Raw genomic sequence first — 20804 nt, 5'->3', positions numbered from 1 at the left:
CACATTTCCTTTCTTCGGTCCAAGCGACACGCACTCGGTGTCGGGTCTACTCCCGTAGAGGATACACGAAAAGAAATACTCGTAAAGTTCGACACGTGGGGCATACTTAAAAGAAGTGCATAAGTTTTAGCGGAAAGTGGTGTGCGCATGGCTGATAATTCGCCTCGGGGCGCCCGTCTGGACCATGTCTCCGACGCAGGTGACCTGGTATTCGTCGCGGGCGGCGAGAAGTTCCTCGTCACGGTGGACGAAAAACTGGAACGAGCCATCCTCGAAGCCAAGCAGATTCGCTTGGAAGCGTCGGGGCAACAGCAGCCCCAGACCCACGACACGCTGCCGATCTCGAAGATCCAGCAGCTGATTCGCGCCGGTTTCACCCCTTCGGAGGTGGCCGAACAGTACAATCTCAACGAGGCTCTGGTCCGAAGGTTCTCCTCCTCGGTGCAGACGGAGAAACAGTATGCCATCGAACAGTTCAAGCGCGTTCCGGCCCCGAAGGAGAGCCGTGCGCACACGGTGGAGGATCTGATCACGCTCGCCATCAGCGAGTCGCATATCGAACGCGACACGCTTACGTGGAGCGCGACGCGCCGCGGGCATGAGCCGTGGCATATCTTCGCCGATTTCATGATTTCCGGCGAGCAGATGCGCGCCGAGTGGACGTGGAACATGCATGACAATTCCGTGGTGAGCCTCAACGACATCGCGAAGCGGATCATGGAGGAGCATCGCATCGTCGACCGCTCCCCCAATATCATCTTCGACGAGACGGTTCCGTTGGAGGACATGGCGTCCGTGCACGCGGGGGATGCGGATTCCTCCTCGCCGGCGATGCCGCTGATCACCGAACGTGCGAACGGCACGCAGCGTCTCGCGGTGGATACCGTGGCGCATACCGCGCAGACCGCCGAAGCCATGGCGAACGAGAGCAGCGAATCGAACGGCGGCAATGCCGAAAACGCCGTCGAACAGGGCGACTCCCCCGAAAGCAACGCCGAGCAGGACGGTAATGGCGATAACTCCCAAGCTGATCAGAACGCCCAGGCCGATCAGAACGGTCAAGACGATCAAGACGCCCAGAATACGCAGGGCGAGAACGTGAACGGAGAACAGACCGGCGACGCCTCCGAGCAGCCCGAAGGCGACCGGAACGTGCCGGAGACGCGCAGCATCACGTCCGAGCAGGCGATCGCCGCGCAGGACACGATGGACACGGACGAAACGCCGCGCGTGGCCAAGACGGTGCGTGCGAAACGCCGTTCGGGCCGTTCCGCGGTGCCCAGCTGGGATGAGATCCTCTTCGGCGAGTGATCGACAGGCGGGAAACGCCTTCCAATGCCCCCATGCGAACGCCCTCCGGTGAATCCTCACCGGAGGGCGTTCGCATACTTGTGAGCCGTCAGCACCGCCATATCGGCGCGATCAGGCCACGTCCACGATGCAGGGGATGTCCATCTCCATCATGGTCTGCGATCCGTGCACGCTGGGCAGGCGCGTGGCCTTGTCCGCCTGGGTGCGCGAATCGACGATCGTGACCTCGTCGCTCGCCTGCACGATCACATCGCCGATCATCGGCTCCACACGCTCGCTCACCGTGCCGAACAACCCGTCGGCCATCGCCTGGGCCTTGGTGCGGACCAGCGCCCTGTCCCCTAGGAAATCGCGCCACCTGTCCGCCACGGCTTCCGGATCGTCGTCCGCATACAGCATCACCGCACGCGGCTCGCCGCCCACGAAACGGACACCCTGTTGCAATACCGGCTCGCATGCGATGTCGATGCGCTTGGCCGGATCGGCGTTCACCATGCCATGGTCGGCGGTGATCACGATAAGCGTGCCCTTCGGAGCCTCCCTGGACAGCAACGCCAGCTGCGCGTCGATATGTTCGAACGCGGCGATCCACTTGTCGCTATCCCAGCCGCTGCTGTGACCAACCTTGTCCGCGTCACGGATGTACAGGTACGACAATCCCGGCTCACGTGCCGCCGCGGCGGCCGCCCTGACCCGTTCGCGCGGCGTGACGTTGGCGATGTATTCGCCGCCGCGCAACGCGGCCTCGCTCAACGGCGACCCCTTGAACTTCGCCAGACCGGAACTTGTGACGCGCACGTCTTGCGCATTCAACGCCTCGAAGATGGTGGTCTGCCGCTGCAAGTCGTGCGGGTCGATGATGGGCACGACCGGGCCGTTCGTCTTCGGCGCGAGCGGATCCTTGAACTGGATGAGCTGGATGAGCCTATCCCGCGTCGGCGCGAGCTGCGTGTACCCTGCCATGCCCGTCAACCCCGGGCAGGTGCCCGTGCCGAAGGTGCCCATGGCCGCCGTGGTGGTGCTGGGCGCGCAGGTGGAGATCGGGCGACGGTTCGCCTCATCCTTCATCAACGCACGCAGATACGGCGCATGCCCGATGCGATCGGTGAGATTCCAGAAGCCGAGGCCGTCCACCAACACCACGATGGCGGAACGCACGTCAGGCAATCCCAACGCATGCTGCAGGCTTTTCGGATCGCCGTGCACCGCCGTGGGCACGGGATGCCCGATGGCGCTGGACAGGGCGGGCAGGATGGAAGACAGGTGCAACGCTCCCCCGCGCTCCCCCTCCTGCGGCAGGTGATCACCATACGTCGCTGTGGGCACCAGCCCCAGCAGTTCTTTTCTTTCCGGCATTTCCATGATGTCCTCATCCTAAACCTCACCCCCCAACCGGAAATCCGTCGCCGGACCGGTTGAGGGGTGAACAATCGATTCATGCTGAAGGCTCCGGGCCGAAGCGTCTCCACGCCCGGTTCCGGAGCCTTATGGCATCACTTGTGGCCGCTGCCGAGGGTCTTCATCATGCCCACGGCCTGCTTCACGGTGACGGTCGGCACGTAGGCGCGCACCACCGCCAGACCGATCTGCGCGAGCTTCGCGGAATCGCGGTAGCACACGTATACGGGCTCTTCGGCAGGCTGGAACTTGCGCTTGAAGTTGAACAGCGAACGGAAGCCGTACGCCGGTTCCATGAGGTTGGCGACCAGCTGGAGGCCATGCTGCAGGATGACCATGCCCTCGCTGGTGTTGCCGTTCTCGTCGGTGTTGTCGCGCTCCGGGTTCATACCGGCGAGCGGCGCGGCGGACAGGCTCATGAATTCGACGGCGTTCTGCGGATCGGCCTCGCCCTCGTCGTGCAGACGCTGGGCCATGCGGGCGATGAGGAACTCCATGATGCCGTTCGGGCTGTCGGTGCGGTGACGCATGAAGTCCAGCGTCCAACCGACCAAGCGGCCATCGCGCCAGGTCGGCATCCAGCTGGTGACGCCGAGCACGCGGCCGTTCTCGTCGATGGCGTACAGCAGCTTGACGCGCGGATCGCGCAGCTCCTCCACACCGCCGAGGGTGAACTTCATTTCGGGCAGCGCCTTGCCGGACGTCCATTCGTCGGAGATGTCCTCGATCTGCTCGCGCACGTCGAACGGCGCGTCGGCGAAGCTGGAATACACGTCGGTAATGCCCTCACGCTTGGCCTTGTTGATGGCCGTGCGGATATCCTGCCACTTCTTGCCGGTGGTCTTCCAGCTGCGCGGATCGACGACCATTTCGCCACCGACCTCGATGGAATGCCAGCCGGACTTGAGCAGGAAGTCACGCTGGCCGCGATGCACGCTGTAGAACACGGGGATCAGCGACTGCTTGGCGCAGTAGGAGGAGAATTCCCTCAGATCGTTCTCCCATTCGGCGGGGTCGCCGAACGGGCCGGTGCAGGTCAGCGCGATGCCGTTGACGGTACGGTATGCCACGGCGGAACGCTTGGACGGCGACAGCCAGTACTGGTTGCCTTCCCATGTGGCCATGAAGCTCATGGATTCGCCGCCGAGCTCGACCAGACGGCCGGTGCGTTCACGGACGGCTTCGTTCTCCTGGGTGGCGTCCTTCATCCAACGCAGCATCACGATGAGCACGACCAGCCAGAACACCAGGCCGACGCCCTGGAACACCACGGACGCGAGCAGGGTCTTGGGTTCGAAGTTCAGGCCGGAGAAATGCAGGAAGCCGATGGGCAGGAAACGGCCGGGCAGTTCGGTGAGCAGACTTTCCATGGTGACTGCGGGCTTGAAGGAGTCCGGGCTGGCCATGCCGTAGATGAGGAACAGGCAGGCGCAGGCGAGGAACGCGATGACCATGGTGCACAGGCCCCGCACCAAGCGCTGCCAACCGATCAGAATGTTGAAGTGGCTCATCGACATGATCAGCGCGACGGCGAGCAGCAGCGACGGCAGCGCGGTGGCGATGCAGGCGAACATCGCGCCGTGACGGGCCAGCGTGGAGAAACCGCCGTCGGAGAACGTCATCGGGATGAACAGGTAGTAGACCACCGCGACGAACACCTGCAGGATGTCGACGGCCACGGTGCCGATCGCCGCGAAACGACGTCCACGGTACACGCCCCAGGCGAGCACCAGCATCACCGCGGTGGGCAGCAGGGAGCGCAGCACGCCGCCGGGCATGGAGACGCGCAGCAGATCGAATTGAAGGAAGCAACCCTGCTTGGTGTTGTTGGCCAGGCAGTCGGCGAGCGTGACGTTATCGACGTAGTCGGGGCTCATCAGCAGGCCGAGCGTGCTCAGCGGGCCGGCGTGGTTGGGCGAGGTGATTGCAGCCAGCGGGCCCAGGGCCATGACGGCCGAGATGGCACCGAAGATACGGCGGCTTTCCAGCGCGGAGCCGAACTGCCACGGGCGCATGCCATTGGAGGCTTCGGTTTCGTTCTTGGACGGGAAGGACTTGCGCTTGGGGGCGCCGGCGCATGCGCGGCCGATGATCTGGCCGATCAGCGCGGCGGCGAGCACGCAGTAGTCGCCGGGATTGCCGCCGTACAGCAGCACCACGAGGATGGCGATATAGCCGATGATTCTGATGCGGCGACGCATCAGGGTGTCGCTGTAGGCGCTGGCGGCCATGAGCGCGCCGATGACCAGCACCACCGGGCTGAGCGCGAACTGCTGGCGGGTGATGTAACCGACATCCTGATAGGCCACGCCGATGCCGTAGCACAGGCCGATGCCCACGATCAGGCCGCCGAGGGCACTCACCAGCGCCACCACGACGGTACGCACGACGCCCATACGCGATTCGGCGACGGCCAGCACGAAGACGATGAGGATCGCGCCGCCGATCATCTGCAGCACGCCTCGGGCCAGAACCAGCGAGACCAGCAGCTTGCCGACGTTGAATTCGACGATGGTGGTGTTGAGGTAACGCAACGGCAGCGTATGGCCGAAGCATGCCAGAATGATCCACAGAACGATGTTGATCGCCACGAACACCGCCGTGGTGATGGTGGCGAAATTATGGTTCTTGTTCCATTGCTTGGCATCGTTCCACAGCATGGTCCAAGGCGTCACCGGCCTTGGTTTCTTCACTTCCTTGGTTTCTTCCTTGGTTTCACCGCTCACGGCAGCACCTCCAATGATTCATATTCGTTGATGGTTTTCGTCATTTTGCCCAGTCCGCTCATGTCGGCGAACCGGTCGATGGTCGGTTTGAGCACCGCCTGCACTGCGTGCCAGTCATGGGCGGTGTCGGGCACCTTGATCTTGAAGACCTCCATGCCCGCCTGGATACCGGCTTGTGCGTTGGTTTCCAGATTGGAGAGCGATTGGTGGTCGAGGGCGCCGGCTCCGAGGATCATGACCTGATCGCTGGGCGCGTGCTCCTTGATGGCGTTGGCCGGGATCTGCGCCTCATAGGCGGCCTTGTTACCGTTGAAATATGCGGAGACCATGTGCTCGACGCTGCCGCTGGTCGGTTGCAGTTCGCCGCCGACCGCCATGATCAGCGAGTACTGCTTCGGATGCCTCGGCCCCAGCTGCGTGGCGCAGGTTCCGCCTTGTGAGAAGCCGCCGATGGCCCACTGCTGGTCGGATATGGGCAGGTTCTTCTTCGCCCAGTCGACCACGTCCTTGGTCAGGTAGGTTTCCGCCTTGCCTTGCGACGTGTCGGCGCACAGACTGTTGTTGGAGTTCGACCCGTTCTGATCCGGGGAGATGACGATCGGCGCCAATCCGTTGTGCTTGGAGGCGTATTCGTCGAGCATGGTCTTGATATGGCTGGCCTGGAAGAGACGCCCCGGGCTGCCCGGCTGGCCTGCCATGAGTTCCATGACCGGCAGCTCCGGCGGTTTGGCGCTCAATGCCGCCGGCGGCAGGTAGACCATGGCGTCGCGGACCTTGAAACCGGATTTCGTGGCGGGAATGGACACGTCGTAGATGCGCCCCTCCTTCGGCGTCTTGGGCGTCTTGCCTTCGGCGGCGAGCTTCTTCCACTCCTTGACGCTCATCGTGCTCTTATGCAGTTTGGTCGATGACAGTCTCGAATACCCCGTGTAGCCGAACAGGCTGCCGATGGTGGGGAACTCCTCGTAGATCGCGTCCACGTGAATACAGGTGGCGAGCAGTGCCACCACAACGGCCACGGAGGCGATCGCACGCTTCCAGTGGCGCAGGAACACGATGCCGCAGATCAGCAGCGCCATCGCCGCGAAACCGATCGCCACGGCGCGAATCACCTTGGCTCCCATTTCGACGCCGAACACCACGAACACGTCGGAGCACAGCCAGGTCAGCAGGTATCCGATCGCGCCGCTGGCCACCGTGGCGATCAGCGTGACAACGATATGCTTGCGTTTTCTTTCCATAATGAGGAACGCGAGAACCGCAGCCATCCCCGCTATGGTGAGTATCCAGAACGTCCATGGCAATGCGCCGCTGACCAGCGAGCATTCCAGGACTGGCTTCAGCCAAGGCTGATTGAGCATTATGCTTCTCTTTCCTTTCGTGATGGCCGTATGCACCATAACCAGCCATGCACGGAACAATGCTCCCGCGGCCGGCACGAAATCCGCAGCATCACCCCGCGGCATCACGCTTTTTGATTATATGTCACATGACAACGTTATCCATCGTCCTGTCGATTGATTTCCGGCGCTATCGGCGATATCGGACGATATCCGGGCGGTACACCGCGGCGGCGGGAAGGGCGCTAAAATGGAGCGAGTTTGCAAATTCCAAGGAGTCCCATGGCATCACATCGTAAGGCAGCCGCGCCGGCATACGATCCGCGCACAGTGAAAGAGAACATCGTCGAGACGCCGTTGAACGAGGAGATGAGCAAATCGTTCCTCGAATACGCGTACTCCGTGATCTACGCCCGCGCACTCCCCGACGCCCGCGACGGTATGAAGCCCGTGCAGCGGCGCATCGTCTACCAGATGGGCCAGATGAACCTGACCCCGGACCGCCCGTACATGAAGTCGGCGCGTGTGGTGGGCGAAGTGATGGGCAAGCTCCACCCGCACGGCGATTCGGCCATCTACGAGGCCATGGTCCGTTTGGCGCAGCCGTTCGCCATGAGACTGCCGCTCGTGGACGGCCACGGCAACTTCGGCTCGCTGGACGACGGCCCGGCCGCATCCCGTTACACCGAGGCAAGGCTCGCCCCCGCGGCGCTCGGCATGAACGCCGACATCGATGAGGACACCGTCGACTTCACACCGAACTACGACAACAAGCTCAAGGAACCCACCGTACTCCCCGCGGCCATCCCGAACCTGCTGGTCAACGGCGGTTCCGGCATCGCCGTGGGCATGGCCACGAACCTCGCCACGCATAATCTCGGCGAAGTCGTGAACGCCGCGAAGCATCTGATGGCGCACCCGGACGCCACACTCGAAGAGCTGATGCGCTACGTGCCTGGCCCGGATTGGCCGACCGGCGGCATGATCATCGGACGCGACGGCATCCGTGAGGCGTACGCCTCCGGCCGCGGCACGCTTTCCACGCGCGCCACCACGCATATCGAACATGTGACCGCGCGCAAGCAGGCCATCGTAGTGACCGAACTGCCGTACATGGTAGGCCCGGAGAAAGTGCTCGAACGCATCTCCGAGGGCGTGAAGAACCATAAGCTCGAAGGCATTTCCGGCGCAATCGACCTGAGCGACCGCCACAACGGCACCCGTCTGGTGATCGAGCTGAAAACCGGCTTCGACCCGCACGCCGTGCTCGCGCAGCTGCTGAAGCACACCCCGTTGCAGGACAATTTCGCCATGAACAACGTGGCGCTGGTCGACGGCAGGCCGCACACCATGGGTCTCAAGGAAATGCTGCAGGTGTGGATCGAACACCGCCGCGCGGTGATCAGGCGCCGCAGCGAATTCCGCCGCAAGAAGGCGCTGGAACGCCTGCACCTGGTCGAAGGCCTGCTGTTGGCGATGATCGACATCGACGAGGTGATCCAGGTGATCCGCTCCTCCGAAGACGCGGACACCGCGAAGAGCCGACTGATGCAGGTGTTCGACCTGGATGAGATCCAGGCGCAGTACATCCTCGACCTGCGTCTGCGCAGGCTGACCAAGATGAGCCGCATCGAACTCGAAGCGGAACGCGATGATCTGAAGCGCCGTATCGAAGAGCTTGACCGCATCCTCGCCTCCGCCGAAGCGCTCGACCGCGTCGTGATCGACGAAATGGACCAGGCCGTGGCCGAATACGGTACGCCGCGCCGCACGGTGCTGCTCGACACCGATGCCGACGGCAAGCTCGTCCCGGTCGTGGCCGAAGGCATGTCCGGCGTGTCCGCGGTCGCACTGGAAGCCGCGAAATCCGTGAACACCGTGGAATCCGCCGCCGCCGACGTGGCCGCCGCGAAGAAGGCCGGCGAGGAAAGCGGCGGGCTGAAGATCGAGAACGAGCCGTGCGTGGTGATGATGAGCGCCACTGGCCTGATCGCGCGATCCACGCCGGATGCGATGGACAGGTTCCGTACCCGTTCCGTCTCCGGCAAGCGCACCGCCGACGATCAGATCGTTTCCATCTTCAACACGTCCACGCGCGCCTCCTATGCGCTGATCACCTCCGCGGGGCGACTGGTGCTCGCCTCCGTGGTGGATCTGCCGGCAGTCCCCACCTCGGACGCGTTGAGCCTGAGCGGCGGCGTGAAGGCGGACGAGCTGATCGGGCAGACGGAAAGCACCGACCCGATCCCCGGCGAGCGCGTGATCACCGCCATCGCCATGGAACCCGCCCCCAGCACGAACGGCGAGGGCGAAGCGGACGCGACCGGAGACACGAACGGCGATGCGAACGGCAAGGAAGGGCGCGGCACGTTGCCGTCGTTGGCCATCGGTACGCGTGCCGGCGTGGTGAAACGCTGGAATCGTGAGGCTCCGACCACCATGGATTCGTGGTCGGTGATCGATCTGAAGGATGGCGATGAGATCGTGTTCGCTGCGGTCGCCCGCGATGAGGATCGACTGGTGTTCGTGTCCACCGATTCCTCGCTGCTGACCTTCGAAGCGCGCAACGTGCGCCCGCAGGGGCGTACCGCCGGAGGCATGGCGGGTATCAAACTCGCCGAGGGCTGCACGGTGGCCGCGTTCAACGCGGTACCCGCCGGTATGGTTCCGTGGACCTATGAGGAGGGTGACAACGGTTTGACGTCCGCGTCCGGCGCGGTGGTGCTCACCGTGGCCGGTGATTCCGAGGCGCTGCCCGGAACCGAGAACGGCGCGGCCAAGGTGACCCCGCTGGAAATGTACCCGACCAAGGGGCGTGCCACCGGCGGCGTGCGTTCGCAGCGTTTCCTCAAGGGGCAGGACACGCTTATCTTCGCCTGGGTGGGCGCGTACCCGGTGCATGCCTCCACCGAAGGCGGTTCGCCGGTGGAGCTGCCCGAGCCCGACATGCGCCGCGACGGCTCCGGCACCGAATTGGACGCTCCCATCGCTTTCGCCGGATAAGCGGCGTCTTCCCCGTCTCGAAGCGACGCAAAGAGCATTGTGCCCTTAACCGATCGGGCCCTTCCATCATCACGATGGAAGGGCCCGATCGGTTATTCTCAGCGACTCACCGCTTTCCGCATGTCATACGTCATGTGCCTGCAGCGCTATTGCAACGCCGACCATACCGTGGATGACATGGTACGAATATCGTTCTGCGCCTCGCTGGGCATGGGAACGTTCTCGCTCATCACCGCGATCACATAGTCGCCGGTGCCGGGCGTCGCCCCAGCTATACGCTCGCCATCACCCGCGGCGAACACCATGGCGGAATCATTCTCGACTCCGGGGCTCTCCCCGGTTTTATTCGCGACGCTCACCTGCGAGGGCAGACCGGCCGGAATCTTGCTCCGTCTGGTCTGCTGAAGCATCAGGCCGATCATTCTCTGGCTGTATTCGGCCGAAACGAGCTGCCCTCGGCATGCCGCCGCCAGAAAGCGCCCCTGATCGCCCACGGAGGTCTGCTTCCCGGTATCACCCGTCAAATTGCCCATACGCTGGTCGAGATGGGATTGAGTGAATCCGTATCGTTGCGCCGTACCGTTGACCACCGCGTATCCGGCCTGCGTATCGCCGTTCCCCAAGCGGTCGACGAGCGTGTTGGTGGCCTCATTGTCGCTGACGGTGATCATCCGGGTGAGCAGATCATCGATCTGCGCATCCTCCTGCAGCGTGCCGTCGGCGATCTGCTGGAACACCGCGAGCATCACCATCAGTTTGATGACGCTCGCCGAATACTGCTGGTGACTGTTGATGCTGATCGAGGCGCCGGTCGGCAGATCCTCGACATACACCTGCCAGGTTCCCTGATATCCGGCCAGCTGCTGCTGCAACTGAGCCGACAAAGCGTCAAGCGTCCGCTGTTTCGCCTGATTCCGCTCGTCGGTTCCCTTCGTATCCTTCGGGTTTTCAGCGTGCGCCGTCGAAGACCTCGTGGCGGGCCGGTTTTCCGTGCCACTGGCCACCGATTGCAATCGCGCCTCCCGGAAGCCGCTGAAATAACGTTGCGCCGCGGACGCCGCCACACCGATCACCACGGTGATGGCGAGTATGGCAGCCACCACGATCCTCAACCGGATGCCGCCGCGCGGGGTCCAACGTGTCACGCGCTTCGCATGCCGCGCCATTTCCGGTCACTTCCCGTCCGAAAGCATGGTGTTCCAGACCTGCCGAAGCACACCGGAGGTCAGGGAGGCCGCCTGCTCTTTGGATTGGTTCTGGGTGAGCACCACGACCGCGACCTTCCGGCTGCCGTTCGAAACCACCATGTAGTAGTCGTATGCGTCGCCGACACCCATGCCGCGGTGCGCATGCACGGTCGCGCCGGAAGGCACGTTCACGCCATCGGTGGTGACATCATAGGTAAGCAAACCGTCGTCGCCCTTGGCGATCATTGCGGTCAGCATCTTCGCGGCATCGTTCGACGACGTGGTGTTCTGGTACCCGAGCCCTGCGGTTTCGACGTCACCGTAACGATGCCCGAAGTGGGTGCTGCTATACCCTCGCGCGTCCAGCCAGCTGTTGAGCGCGTCAAGCCCGCCGACCGCGTCGATCAGATCGTTGGCCTTATCGTTATCCATCGAGGTAAGAGCGGCGCTATAGTCGGTGGCCGGCGAGGAACCGGACTTATCGTAATAGTCGAGCCACGGAGGAAAGTACAGGCCCGCCGACGACATGGACAGGTAGGCGTGTTCCGACGAATAGCTTACGGTCTTGTCGCTGGTCATCACCGAGACGGCGACGCTGCCCGAACTTGTGTCATACGGGTTGACCAGGGCATCCATGGTTTTCCTGTCCAGGGTCTTCTTCTTCGCGGAATCGGATGATGAGGATTTGGTTTTCTCCTTCCCCTTCTTCGATTCCTTCTTCTGATTCTTCTTCCGTTTCGCCGAATCGGAGCTGTCCGCCGTTTCGGTGGTTTCGGTGGTTTCGGATGCATTATGGGCGCTGTTTCCGGAGTACCGGTACCACAGCAGACCTCCGCCGACGATCAGCGCGACGACGACAACGGCCGCCGTCACCGCTATCACAAGACCATACTTGCCCTTCCGGCTCTGCGCGTCGGGTTCGGGTGCCGAAGCGACCGCCTCCAACTGCGCGTACTCCGATGGGGCCGTTGCCCACTCCCCCGCCGCATCCGGTTCTTCGGCATCGTCAACGATATGCCGACGCTGCCCGCAGTATGTACAGAACACGCAATCGGCGTCATTCAACGACCGGCAAAACGAGCATTCCCAGGATTGCGGTTCCTGCGCCCGCTCATAGGCCGGTTCCGATTCCGGTACAAGCTGATTGCCGCAGTTGATGCAGAATTTCGCAGTATCGTCGTTGGGCTGTCCACAATTGGTACAGAACATGGCGTTCCCCCGTCCCCTCATCTCTTCATTCGCGCGGAACCGCAATGCAGTGCCGGCAAGCGTATGCGTTCAGGATATATGGCAAGGCGTACGACGGAATCGTTCCGGCTCACAACCATTCGAAAAGTCACCCGGGCTTCCGCTTCGTCGATTTGCCCATGACAACGATGCGTCCGTCCGTCACGGAACGTCGCCGTACGCATGACTAGGGCCTCCCGTCGCAATGACGGGAGGCCCTGACCTTGTGTATGGATGAATGTCCTGCTGCGATCAGTCGTTGTCGCTGAAGTAGTTGACCACTTCGGTCACGGAACCGTATGCGGACTGCGCACCCAGCTTGGTGGACGCGTATGCGGAAACGTAGGAGCCCATCTGTGCGGACTGCAGCAACGTGTAGCCGGCGGCCAATCCGGCGAGCACGGTTCCCATGAAGGAATCGATGCAGCCGGTGGTGTCCACGGACTTGACCTGCACCGCGGAGACGCGATGCCAGTTGCCGTCCTCGATCACGATCGAACCGGACGCGCCGAGCGTGACCACCACGCGATCGAACCCGTAATCCTCGAAACGGGAAACCGCGTCGAACCAGTCGATGGTGGACACATCCTCGTCGGGCATGCCCAGCAGCTGGGCCACCTCATGCTGGCTGACCAGCAGGATGTCGGCGGCTTCGATAAGCTCATGCGGCAATTCGTCGATGAATGGCGAATCGTTCAGCAACACCGTGACCCCGGCCTCATGGCCGGTCTGCGCGGCCGCGATCACCGTGGCCAGCGGGCTTTCCAGGCACAGGCCAAGCACCTTGGAATCGGCGATCACATCCTGATGCGACTGCACGTACCCCGCGCTGACCTTCGCGTTCGAACCCGGCGAATACACGATGGTGTTCTTGCCTTCCGGATCCACGGTGATGATCGTGGTACCGCTCACACCTTCCTCATGCAGGATTTCGGCGGTGTCGACACCGGCCTCGTCCAGTTTGCGTAGCAGGAAGTTCGCGTTGTCATCCTCACCGACCGCGCCCAACATGCAGACCTGTGCGCCGAGACGCGCCGCCGCGGACGCCTGATTGGAGCCCTTGCCGCCAGGCAGGATCTTCAGGCTGCCTCCGCTGACCGTCTCGCCCGGTGCCGGCAAATGCTTTGCCGCGACCGTGTAATCGGCATTCATGGAGCCGACGACGACGATGGAGCCTCGTGCGTCTTCCAGTGAGCGTAGTCGTTCCCGAATGGCTTCGGGCATCTGTTCGTGCTCTTCACTCTCTTCAAGCATGCGCTACAGCTTAGTAGCCCTCCCGACCAAAAGCCACTTTCCTCACATGAACACGCCCCCGAAACGCGTGATGGCGGGGCCGAAAACCCCGCCATCGCAACGTCTCACCACTTATTTCGACGATTGAACCATCAATCCGACGCGCTCCGGTACAGCGCGGCGTACTTGCCGTCGAGCGCCATCAGCTGCTCATGCGAGCCGACTTCGAGGATGTCACCGTTCTCCATATAGAGAATGCAGTCGGCGTTGCGGATCGTCAGCAGACGATGGGCGATGATGAAGCTGGTGCGCCCGCGCATGATATGTTCCATGGCCTGCGTGATAAGCAGCTCAGTCTTGGTGTCGACCTGCGAGGTGGCCTCGTCGAGGATCAGGATGTTCGGATCGGCCAGCACGATGCGTGCGATGGTGAGCAACTGCCGTTCGCCCGCGGACAGGGCGGAATTCCCGTCGCGGATCACGGTGTCGTAGCCGTCCGGCAGCTTATCGATGAAACTGTCGCAGTTCACGGCCTTCGCGGCTTCGATGATCTCCCCGCGCGTGGCTCCCTGCTTACCGTAGCCGATGTTCTCGGCGATGGTTCCTTCGAACAGCCAGGTGTCCTGCAGGACCATGCCGAACTGCTCGCGCAGGTTCCGCTTGGACAGGTCGCGCGTGTCGACGCCGTCGATGCGTATCGAACCGCCCTGGATGTCGTAGAAGCGCATCAGCAGGTTGACGAGCGTGGTCTTGCCCGCACCGGACGGACCGACCACCGCCATGGTCTGGCCGGGTTCGGCCTTGAAGCTCACGTCATGCATGAGCTGCTTGCCGGGCACATACCCGAACTGCACGTGGGAGAATTCGACCTCGCCGCGTGCCGCGTCGAGCGTCTGCTTCGGCTCGCCTTCGCTCGGCGATTCCGGGGCGTCAAGGAATTCGAAGATGCGTTCGGCCGAAGCGACGCCCAAAGCCAGGTTGTTGAAGCTGCCGGCCAGGGTCTGTATCGGCGTGTCGATGAGGCCCGCGTAGATCAGGAACGCCTGGAAACTGCCGATGTCGAGCTTGCCCTTCACCAGCAGGATGCCGCCCAGCACGCACAACGCGATGTAGGCGAGGTTGTTCAGCAACTTGGACGCCGGCAGCAGGAACCCCGTGACGAAACGGCTGCGGACGTACATGTGCGTCACCTTGTCGTTGAGCTCGTCGAAATCCTCGCGGATCCGGCCCTCGCAGCAGAACGCCTGCATCACTTCGTGATTCGTGTAGGCATCATCCATGATCGAGTTCAACTCGCCGACCAAGCGTTGGCGACGCTTGTACATCGGCTGCGCGATACGCGATATGGATTGCATGATCACATAGCTCAACGGCACCATGATAAGGAAGATCACGCTGAGACGCACGTCGAGGCACAGCATGGCGATCAACGTGCCGACGATGGTGAGCACCTGCGAGATCAGCTTGATCACCGTGGTGTCGAGCATGCTCGACAGCGTGCTCACATCATTGGTGACGCGCGAAAGCAAATCGCCGATCGGGTGGCTGTCGATATACCGCAACGGCATACGGTTGATCTTCCGCTGCGCGTCGTCCCTCAGCCGCTTGACGATCTTCTGCGAGATGAGCACGGCGATCCGATTGTCCTGCCAGCTGGCGCAATGCCCGATCACATACATGCCCACCAGAATCAGACACTGCGTGGTGACAAAGGAGAAGTCGATGCTTTTGCCTTCGGCGACGCCGGCGATATGATTCGCGATCGTACGGATCACCAGCGGCGCGAGGGTGAGGAAAGCGGTCTCCAGCGCAATCATGACGACCAGCATCACCACCAGCACCGGATTGCGCCAGGACATCGCGACCAGTCTGCGCAGGGTCGCCGCGAAATTACGCGACTTGCGCTGCTTGCTTTTCGCCGCCATCATGCCTCGCCTCCGTTCCGGGATGCATCGCCTTGGGATACGCCGCGCCGCGAACCGTCGTCCTTGGACACGTAATACTGCGTGTCGTGGATCTCGCGGTACGCCGTGCAGCGCTCCATCAACTCGTCGTGCGTGCCGAAGCCCGCCACCTTGCCGTCGTCGAGCACCAGAATGCGGTCGGCGTTGCGAATCGCCTCGATCTTCTGCGCGACGACCACCACGGTCCTGCCATGCAGCCGTTCACGGGTCTCCTGACGCGCGGCGCGTTCCGTACGGGCATCAAGCGCGGAGAACGTGTCGTCCAACAGGTAGATGCCGGCATCACGGCCAAGGGCGCGCGCCAACGAGAGACGCTGACGCTGGCCGCCCGACACGTTCTTGCCGCCCTGTTCCATGATGGTGTCCAACCGCTCGGGCAGGTCGGACACGAATTCGCCGGCCTGCGCACTCGCCAAGGCCGAATCGGCCTGTTCGCGTGTGATATCGCTTTGCGCCAGCTTCATGTTGTTCCAAATGGATCTGCTGAACAGCCGCGAATACTGCGGCGCGTACGAGATCCGTTCGCGGACCTGCCGCTTGTCGACGGTGGCGATGTCGACGCCGTCGATGAGCACACGGCCCGACGTCGGCTCGAACAGCCGCATGATCAGCTGCAGCAACGTGGTCTTGCCCGATCCCGTCGAGCCGATGATCGCCAACGTCTGGCCCGGCTCGACTTCGAAGGAGATGTCGTCGAGCACCGGCCTGTCCGATCCCGCGTAGCCGAAGCTCACATGCTCGAAGCGCAGCGAGGAGCCGCCGTCCGCCCGTTCGGGCAGCCGGCCGGCCGTATCGGCGGATTCGCCGGAACCGTACGACAGCACCTCGTCGATGCGCCTGAGCGAGACACCGACCCTCGGAATGAACGCGAGAATGGCCGACACGGACGCCAGCGACGAGATGAACATCAGGATGTACTGCAGGAACTTGATGAGTTCGGCGCTGTCGGCCATACCATGCTGGACTTGCACCGCGCCGAGATAATACACGCCCACGATGGTCAGGCTCATGATGAGCTGCATGGCGGGCGCCATCATGCATACGAAACGGCTCGCGCCCAACGCGCTGCTATAGGCTTCGCCGTCGGCGGCCTCCAGTCGCTCCTCCTCATAGCCCTGCCGATTCGCCGCACGCACCGCACGGGCTCCGGTCAGCTTCTCCTTCAACAGCAGGTTGATGCGATCCACGCTTTCCTGCAGCTTCTGGAAGCGGCTCCGGCTCGCCCGGGACGCCGCCCAGGCGATCGCGAGCGCCGCGGCGAAGGCGACGAGCACCAGCATAGTGAGCGACACGTTCATCCGCGCCGCGACGATGAGGGCGCCGATGCCGGTGAACGGCACGATCAACGCGGAGCGCATGCCCATGATGAGCATGTTCTGCACTTGAGAGACGTCGGCGGTGCAGCGCGTGAGCAGCGTGGCGGTACCGAAATGGTTGAATTCGGCCGAGGTGAACCGTGTGATCCTGCCGAACAGGTCCCGGCGGATCTCACGGATCACCAACGCCGTGGCCTTGGCGCTGGCATAACCGCTGATGATCATGCACAGCGCCACGCCGACGGTGATGCCGAGCATCTGCATGCCGGTGACGCCGATGATGGCGAAATCGCCGTGGTATACGCCGCGTCGCAGGATCCTGTCGGTCATGGTCGGCAGGATCAGCTGGCAGGCGACCTGCATCATGCTGAACACGAACACGAGGCACATCGGCCCGATGCCATGCCGTAGGTAACGGGTGATGACCTTCACGACTCACATCTCCGCTTCGATCATGCTCTCGTCGGGCATGCGGTCGGTGAAGGTCGCGAGCTTGGTCTGGTTCACCGTCTTGCCTTCCGTGACCTTGCGCACGAACAGCGAATTACGGTAGCCGTCCTTCATGCACAGCACGCGGTCGAGTTCGATGCCATGTTCGGCGCGCAGGGATTCGCGCATGAAGTCGGCGAATTCCTTGGCTTTGCCGCCCGCGGCGCCGGGTTCGAACACGAGGGCGGTCACACCGTCGGCGTTGCAGATCTCGACATGGCGCACGATGACGTCGTTGCGATCCTCGAACTGTTCGACCAGACCGTACAGTTCGAAGGCGAACAGCTTATGCTCGCCGTCCTGCAGCGCGTCGGTCTCCTTGCAGGCGAAGACGATGGTCGGGATGCCGTTCCAGGCGGGGCCGATGGTGACGATGTCGTGCAGCTGGTAGCGGTACAGGCCCGAATACGTAGTGAGCAGGACGCGGTAGCTCTTGCCCTCCTCGACCTGCCAGAGGCAGATGGGATCGCCGCCATCCAGCGGCTGGAATTCGAAGAACACCGCGAAGGATGTGGGGATGCCGTAGGGGTTGCCCGGTTCGATCGGGATGTTGAGCTTGCCTTCGCTGGCACCGTACCCGCCGTCCATGCACAGCACGTTCTCGGGGATCATATGCTTCATGCTTTTGAGCACACGGCCCACGCTGGCGCTCGTCCAGCAGCTCAGGTACATGAGGTTCGGCCACAGGTCGCCCAGCTCCACGCTTCTGCCGGCCGCCTTGATCGCTCGCAGCTTGGCGGCGCGCTCCGGGTTCGCGGGGAAGTTGCGCAGCAGTTCCGCACGCAGGTCGTCATCGATGTCGACGCTCAGTTCGCCGCGTTCCATGTCGTCACAGATGCGGTCGAGATCGTCGTTGATGGAGTTCAGCAACGTTTCGATGTGCGCGGGGTTGTTGCAGAAGATGGCGGCCACTTTGGGTTCGGCCGCGGCGAGCACGGCATGCAGGTAGTCGAGCGTCTCACGGTCGAGCGAGGTCGCCTTGAGCAGGGCCACCGGGTATACGAGGGATTCCTTGCGGCCGGAGCCGGAAATGGTCTGGCCGGATGCGGAGCCGACCGGAATGCCGCCCGCGGTGCGTTCGTATTCGGCGGGGTTGGCCATCGAAAGGCCCTTGTAGCCTTGGGCGACGGCCTCTTCGAGGGCGCCAGGCTTCAGCGACATCTTGGAGAACAGGCGCAGTTCCATGATCTTGTTCTTCATCTGACCGCCGAGACGGCTTTCCGGGTACAGTTTCGGGATGCCGGTGCTGCCGGATGTCGCCAGGAACATTTCGGTGGGCCCGTCGAACAGCACGTCCTGTTCGCCGTTCTTCATGCGCTCGATGGGTTCGCGGTAATCGTCGTAGTCGCTGAGCGGCACGCGGCTGCGGAAGTCTTCGATGCTTCGGATATCGGCGACGTCATGCGCCTTGCCCCAGTCACTGTGCGCCGCGTGGGCGAGGATATCGAGCAGCACGTCGGTCTGCTGCTTGCGCTGGTCATAGAATGCGTCGGTCAGTTGGAATGCCATGGTTCTGTCCTCACTGTTCGTTCTCGGTGGTTGCGTCGGTTGCGTCGGTTGCGGCGTTTTCGACGTTTTCGTCCTTGATCATGGTCAGGAAGAAACGCTCCTTCATCGGATTATCGAGCACGCGCACCGGCTTGAGCTGGTTGATGGATGCGCCCTTCATCACCTGGATGTCACGGTAGAGCGCATAGGTTTCCGGCTGGGAGATGTGCACCACGGTCCTGCCCAGGGTGCCGACGGTAATCTTCTCGCCGAACGAGGGGTTCGCCTCGCCAAGGTACCGTTCGAAGATTCGGGCGTAATCGTCCACCTTGGAGGCGGGCAGGTCGGTTTCCGGCTCGAACACCAGAACGTAACGTCCCGGTTCCGCGCTGATGTCGGCGTAGACGCTGTATTCCGGAATGCGCACGCCGATCTCCTTGGACATCTGCTGGATCGCCCATTCGACGGCACCGGAGTTCGTCTTCTCCCCCGCGATGCTCAGCATCTGGTTCTTCCTGTACTGGAAGCGGATGCGGGGAGCCTCGCCCTTGAATCCGACGACCTGCACGACGTCCTTGATCTTGTAACGGTAGAAGCCCGAAAGGTTCGTGACCACGATCTCGTAGTTCCTGCCGACCTCAAGCTGGCCGATGGTGAGCGGCTTGCCCTCGTCCGGACCGTCTTCGGGAATGAACTCGTAGAAACCGCCTTCGGGGATCATCACGAAGGTGTCGTCCTCCACCTTGTCCGCCGCGGCGAACAACGATTCCGAAGCGCCGTAGACCATGAAGAAGATGGGGATGTCGCCGGAATAGCGGCGCATTTTCGCCGTGTACGGCGCGAAACCGCCCGATCCGATGGTGGAGATGCCCCACATGCGTTTCCAGATGCGCGGGATGATCGGCGTATCGAATCCACGCTCGAATTCCTTGCGCAGTTCGGCCGCCCTGCGCGGGTTCGGCTTGAGCTTCGCCTGCAGGCTTTCGCGGACGTCATCCGGCATGGATGCGCTCGGATCGAGGGTTCCCTGCTCGATCTCGTCGCACAGCTGCTTCCAATCGGATTCCAGCAACGTCATGAGATCCACGAGCAGCGTGCTGAACGGCGCGATCATGAAGCTCAGGTTCGGGTCTTCGAGCGCGAACCGCAGATGCAGGTACTTCAGGTTCATCAGGCCATTGGTGAACACGGCCTCCAGCGGCGACGTGTAGATGAACGGCAGCAGGTTCTTGATCGCGCGCGGCAGCGTGCCCGAAATAGGGCCCTTGTACACGCCGTTCGGCGTATGCATTTCACGGACCTCGATGAGGGACAGGCCTCGCCCTGCGGGGAGCGGCTTGCCTTTGGTCTTGCGGGAATACGCGTCATGGGCGCCGAACAGCAGGCTCGCGGTGTATTTGACGTAAACGTCGATCTGCTCCTGCGAGACGGGGATGTTCTTCGGTGCGCCGACGCTGCCGCTGCTCACCGCGTAATGCACCGTCGGCTTCGCGGTAAGCAGGCCGCTTTCGTTCTCGCGCGTCATGCGCTCGATGTATGGGGCGTAATCGTCGTAGGTGGAGAACGGTACCAGACGCTGGTAGTCCTCGACCGAATGGATCTGGTCGAAATGGTATTTGCGCCCGTATTCGGTGTCTTTGTTTTCCTGGACGATGCGCATCAGCAGGTCGTTCGAAACCTGCTTCGCGTGGGCGCTGCCTTCCTCAAGACCAGCGAGGGTCTTCCTTCCTCTTCTCTTCAGCACGTTGATGATGCATGCGTTGGCGATTGACTGGATGAACACGTTTTCCCTCCTTGCCGGTTATGCCCGTGCGGCTCAGTGTTCGATGGCGAGGATATCGGTGAAGCCGGTGGCTTCGAGCACCTCCATGACATATTCGTTCGGCTTGCGCAGCGTGAGCGCGCCGCCGGCCTTGGCAAGTTCCTTATGCGCGTACAGGAACACACGCAGGCCGGCGCTGGACACGTACTGCACGTGTTCCAGATCCAGAGTGAGCGACCGCAAGCCGCCCATGTTCTCCTTGAGATACGTTTCCAAATCGGGGGCGGTGTTGGTGTCCAGTCTGCCGTCCAGTTCGACGATCAGCGTTTCGCCTTGGGTGGTTCCTTTGATTTCCATGAT

Annotated in this window: 13 protein-coding genes; 2 read left to right on the top strand and 11 right to left on the bottom strand. The window is 62.5% G+C overall.

Annotated features, from left to right (window positions below):
• Positions 1-147 precede the first annotated feature (147 nt).
• Complete coding sequence (sepH, locus tag KIH75_RS02510) at positions 148-1311, top strand: septation protein SepH (RefSeq protein ID WP_219055245.1); 1164 nt, start codon at positions 148-150, stop codon at positions 1309-1311.
• Between the two features lie 111 nt (positions 1312-1422).
• Here sepH and KIH75_RS02505 read toward each other — a convergent pair whose 3' ends face one another.
• The 3 genes from KIH75_RS02505 to KIH75_RS02495 all read right to left on the bottom strand — a co-directional run bounded on the left by KIH75_RS02505 (position 1423) and on the right by KIH75_RS02495 (position 6796).
• Complete coding sequence (locus KIH75_RS02505; RefSeq protein WP_219055244.1) at positions 1423-2673, bottom strand: alkaline phosphatase family protein; 1251 nt, start codon at positions 2671-2673, stop codon at positions 1423-1425.
• 131 nt (positions 2674-2804) lie between these two features.
• On the bottom strand, positions 2805-5369 hold the full coding sequence (locus KIH75_RS02500; RefSeq protein ID WP_219055274.1) for a bifunctional lysylphosphatidylglycerol flippase/synthetase MprF: 2565 nt from the start codon (positions 5367-5369) through the stop codon (positions 2805-2807).
• Between the two features lie 62 nt (positions 5370-5431).
• On the bottom strand, positions 5432-6796 hold the full coding sequence (locus KIH75_RS02495) for an alpha/beta hydrolase-fold protein (protein WP_219055243.1): 1365 nt from the start codon (positions 6794-6796) through the stop codon (positions 5432-5434).
• A gap of 261 nt (positions 6797-7057) precedes the next feature.
• On the opposite strand from KIH75_RS02495, the gene KIH75_RS02490 reads away from it, so the two are divergent.
• The gene (locus KIH75_RS02490; RefSeq protein ID WP_219055242.1) at positions 7058-9778 is read left to right on the top strand and encodes a DNA gyrase/topoisomerase IV subunit A; all 2721 of its coding nucleotides are present in this window, start codon (positions 7058-7060) and stop codon (positions 9776-9778) included.
• A gap of 146 nt (positions 9779-9924) precedes the next feature.
• Here the strand turns inward: KIH75_RS02490 and KIH75_RS10285 are convergent, their stop codons facing one another.
• The 8 genes from KIH75_RS10285 to KIH75_RS02450 form a co-directional block, all read right to left on the bottom strand.
• Positions 9925-10923 (bottom strand): serine hydrolase, encoded by a 999-nt coding sequence (locus KIH75_RS10285; protein ID WP_219055241.1) that lies wholly within the window; start codon positions 10921-10923, stop codon positions 9925-9927.
• 27 nt (positions 10924-10950) lie between these two features.
• Complete coding sequence (locus tag KIH75_RS02480; RefSeq protein ID WP_219055240.1) at positions 10951-12174, bottom strand: serine hydrolase; 1224 nt, start codon at positions 12172-12174, stop codon at positions 10951-10953.
• A gap of 270 nt (positions 12175-12444) precedes the next feature.
• The gene (locus tag KIH75_RS02475) at positions 12445-13446 is read right to left on the bottom strand and encodes a ribokinase (RefSeq protein WP_219055239.1); all 1002 of its coding nucleotides are present in this window, start codon (positions 13444-13446) and stop codon (positions 12445-12447) included.
• A 131-nt stretch (positions 13447-13577) separates the two neighbouring features.
• Positions 13578-15353 carry an ABC transporter ATP-binding protein gene (locus KIH75_RS02470; protein WP_219055238.1) on the bottom strand — a complete coding sequence of 592 codons (1776 nt, stop codon included), beginning with the start codon at positions 15351-15353 and terminating at the stop codon, positions 13578-13580.
• Entirely contained in the window at positions 15350-17137 is a 1788-nt protein-coding gene (locus KIH75_RS02465) for an ABC transporter ATP-binding protein (RefSeq protein WP_219055237.1), read from the bottom strand. The genes KIH75_RS02470 and KIH75_RS02465 overlap by 4 nt, the downstream gene beginning before the upstream one ends.
• Before the next feature lie 3 nt (positions 17138-17140).
• Entirely contained in the window at positions 17141-18703 is a 1563-nt protein-coding gene (locus KIH75_RS02460) for a GH3 family acyl-acid amido synthetase (protein WP_219055236.1), read from the bottom strand.
• Positions 18704-18713: 10 nt separating this feature from the next.
• Positions 18714-20465: a GH3 auxin-responsive promoter family protein gene (locus tag KIH75_RS02455; RefSeq protein WP_219055235.1), complete on the bottom strand. Its 1752-nt coding sequence runs from the start codon at positions 20463-20465 to the stop codon at positions 18714-18716.
• Positions 20466-20498: 33 nt separating this feature from the next.
• Entirely contained in the window at positions 20499-20801 is a 303-nt protein-coding gene (locus KIH75_RS02450) for an STAS domain-containing protein (RefSeq protein WP_219055234.1), read from the bottom strand.
• Between the last annotated feature and the right edge of the window lie 3 nt (positions 20802-20804).

The organism is Bifidobacterium pongonis (genome assembly GCF_019331805.1).
GTDB lineage: Bacteria > Actinomycetota > Actinomycetes > Actinomycetales > Bifidobacteriaceae > Bifidobacterium > Bifidobacterium pongonis.
This window is presented reverse-complemented; position numbering and strand designations above follow the sequence as displayed.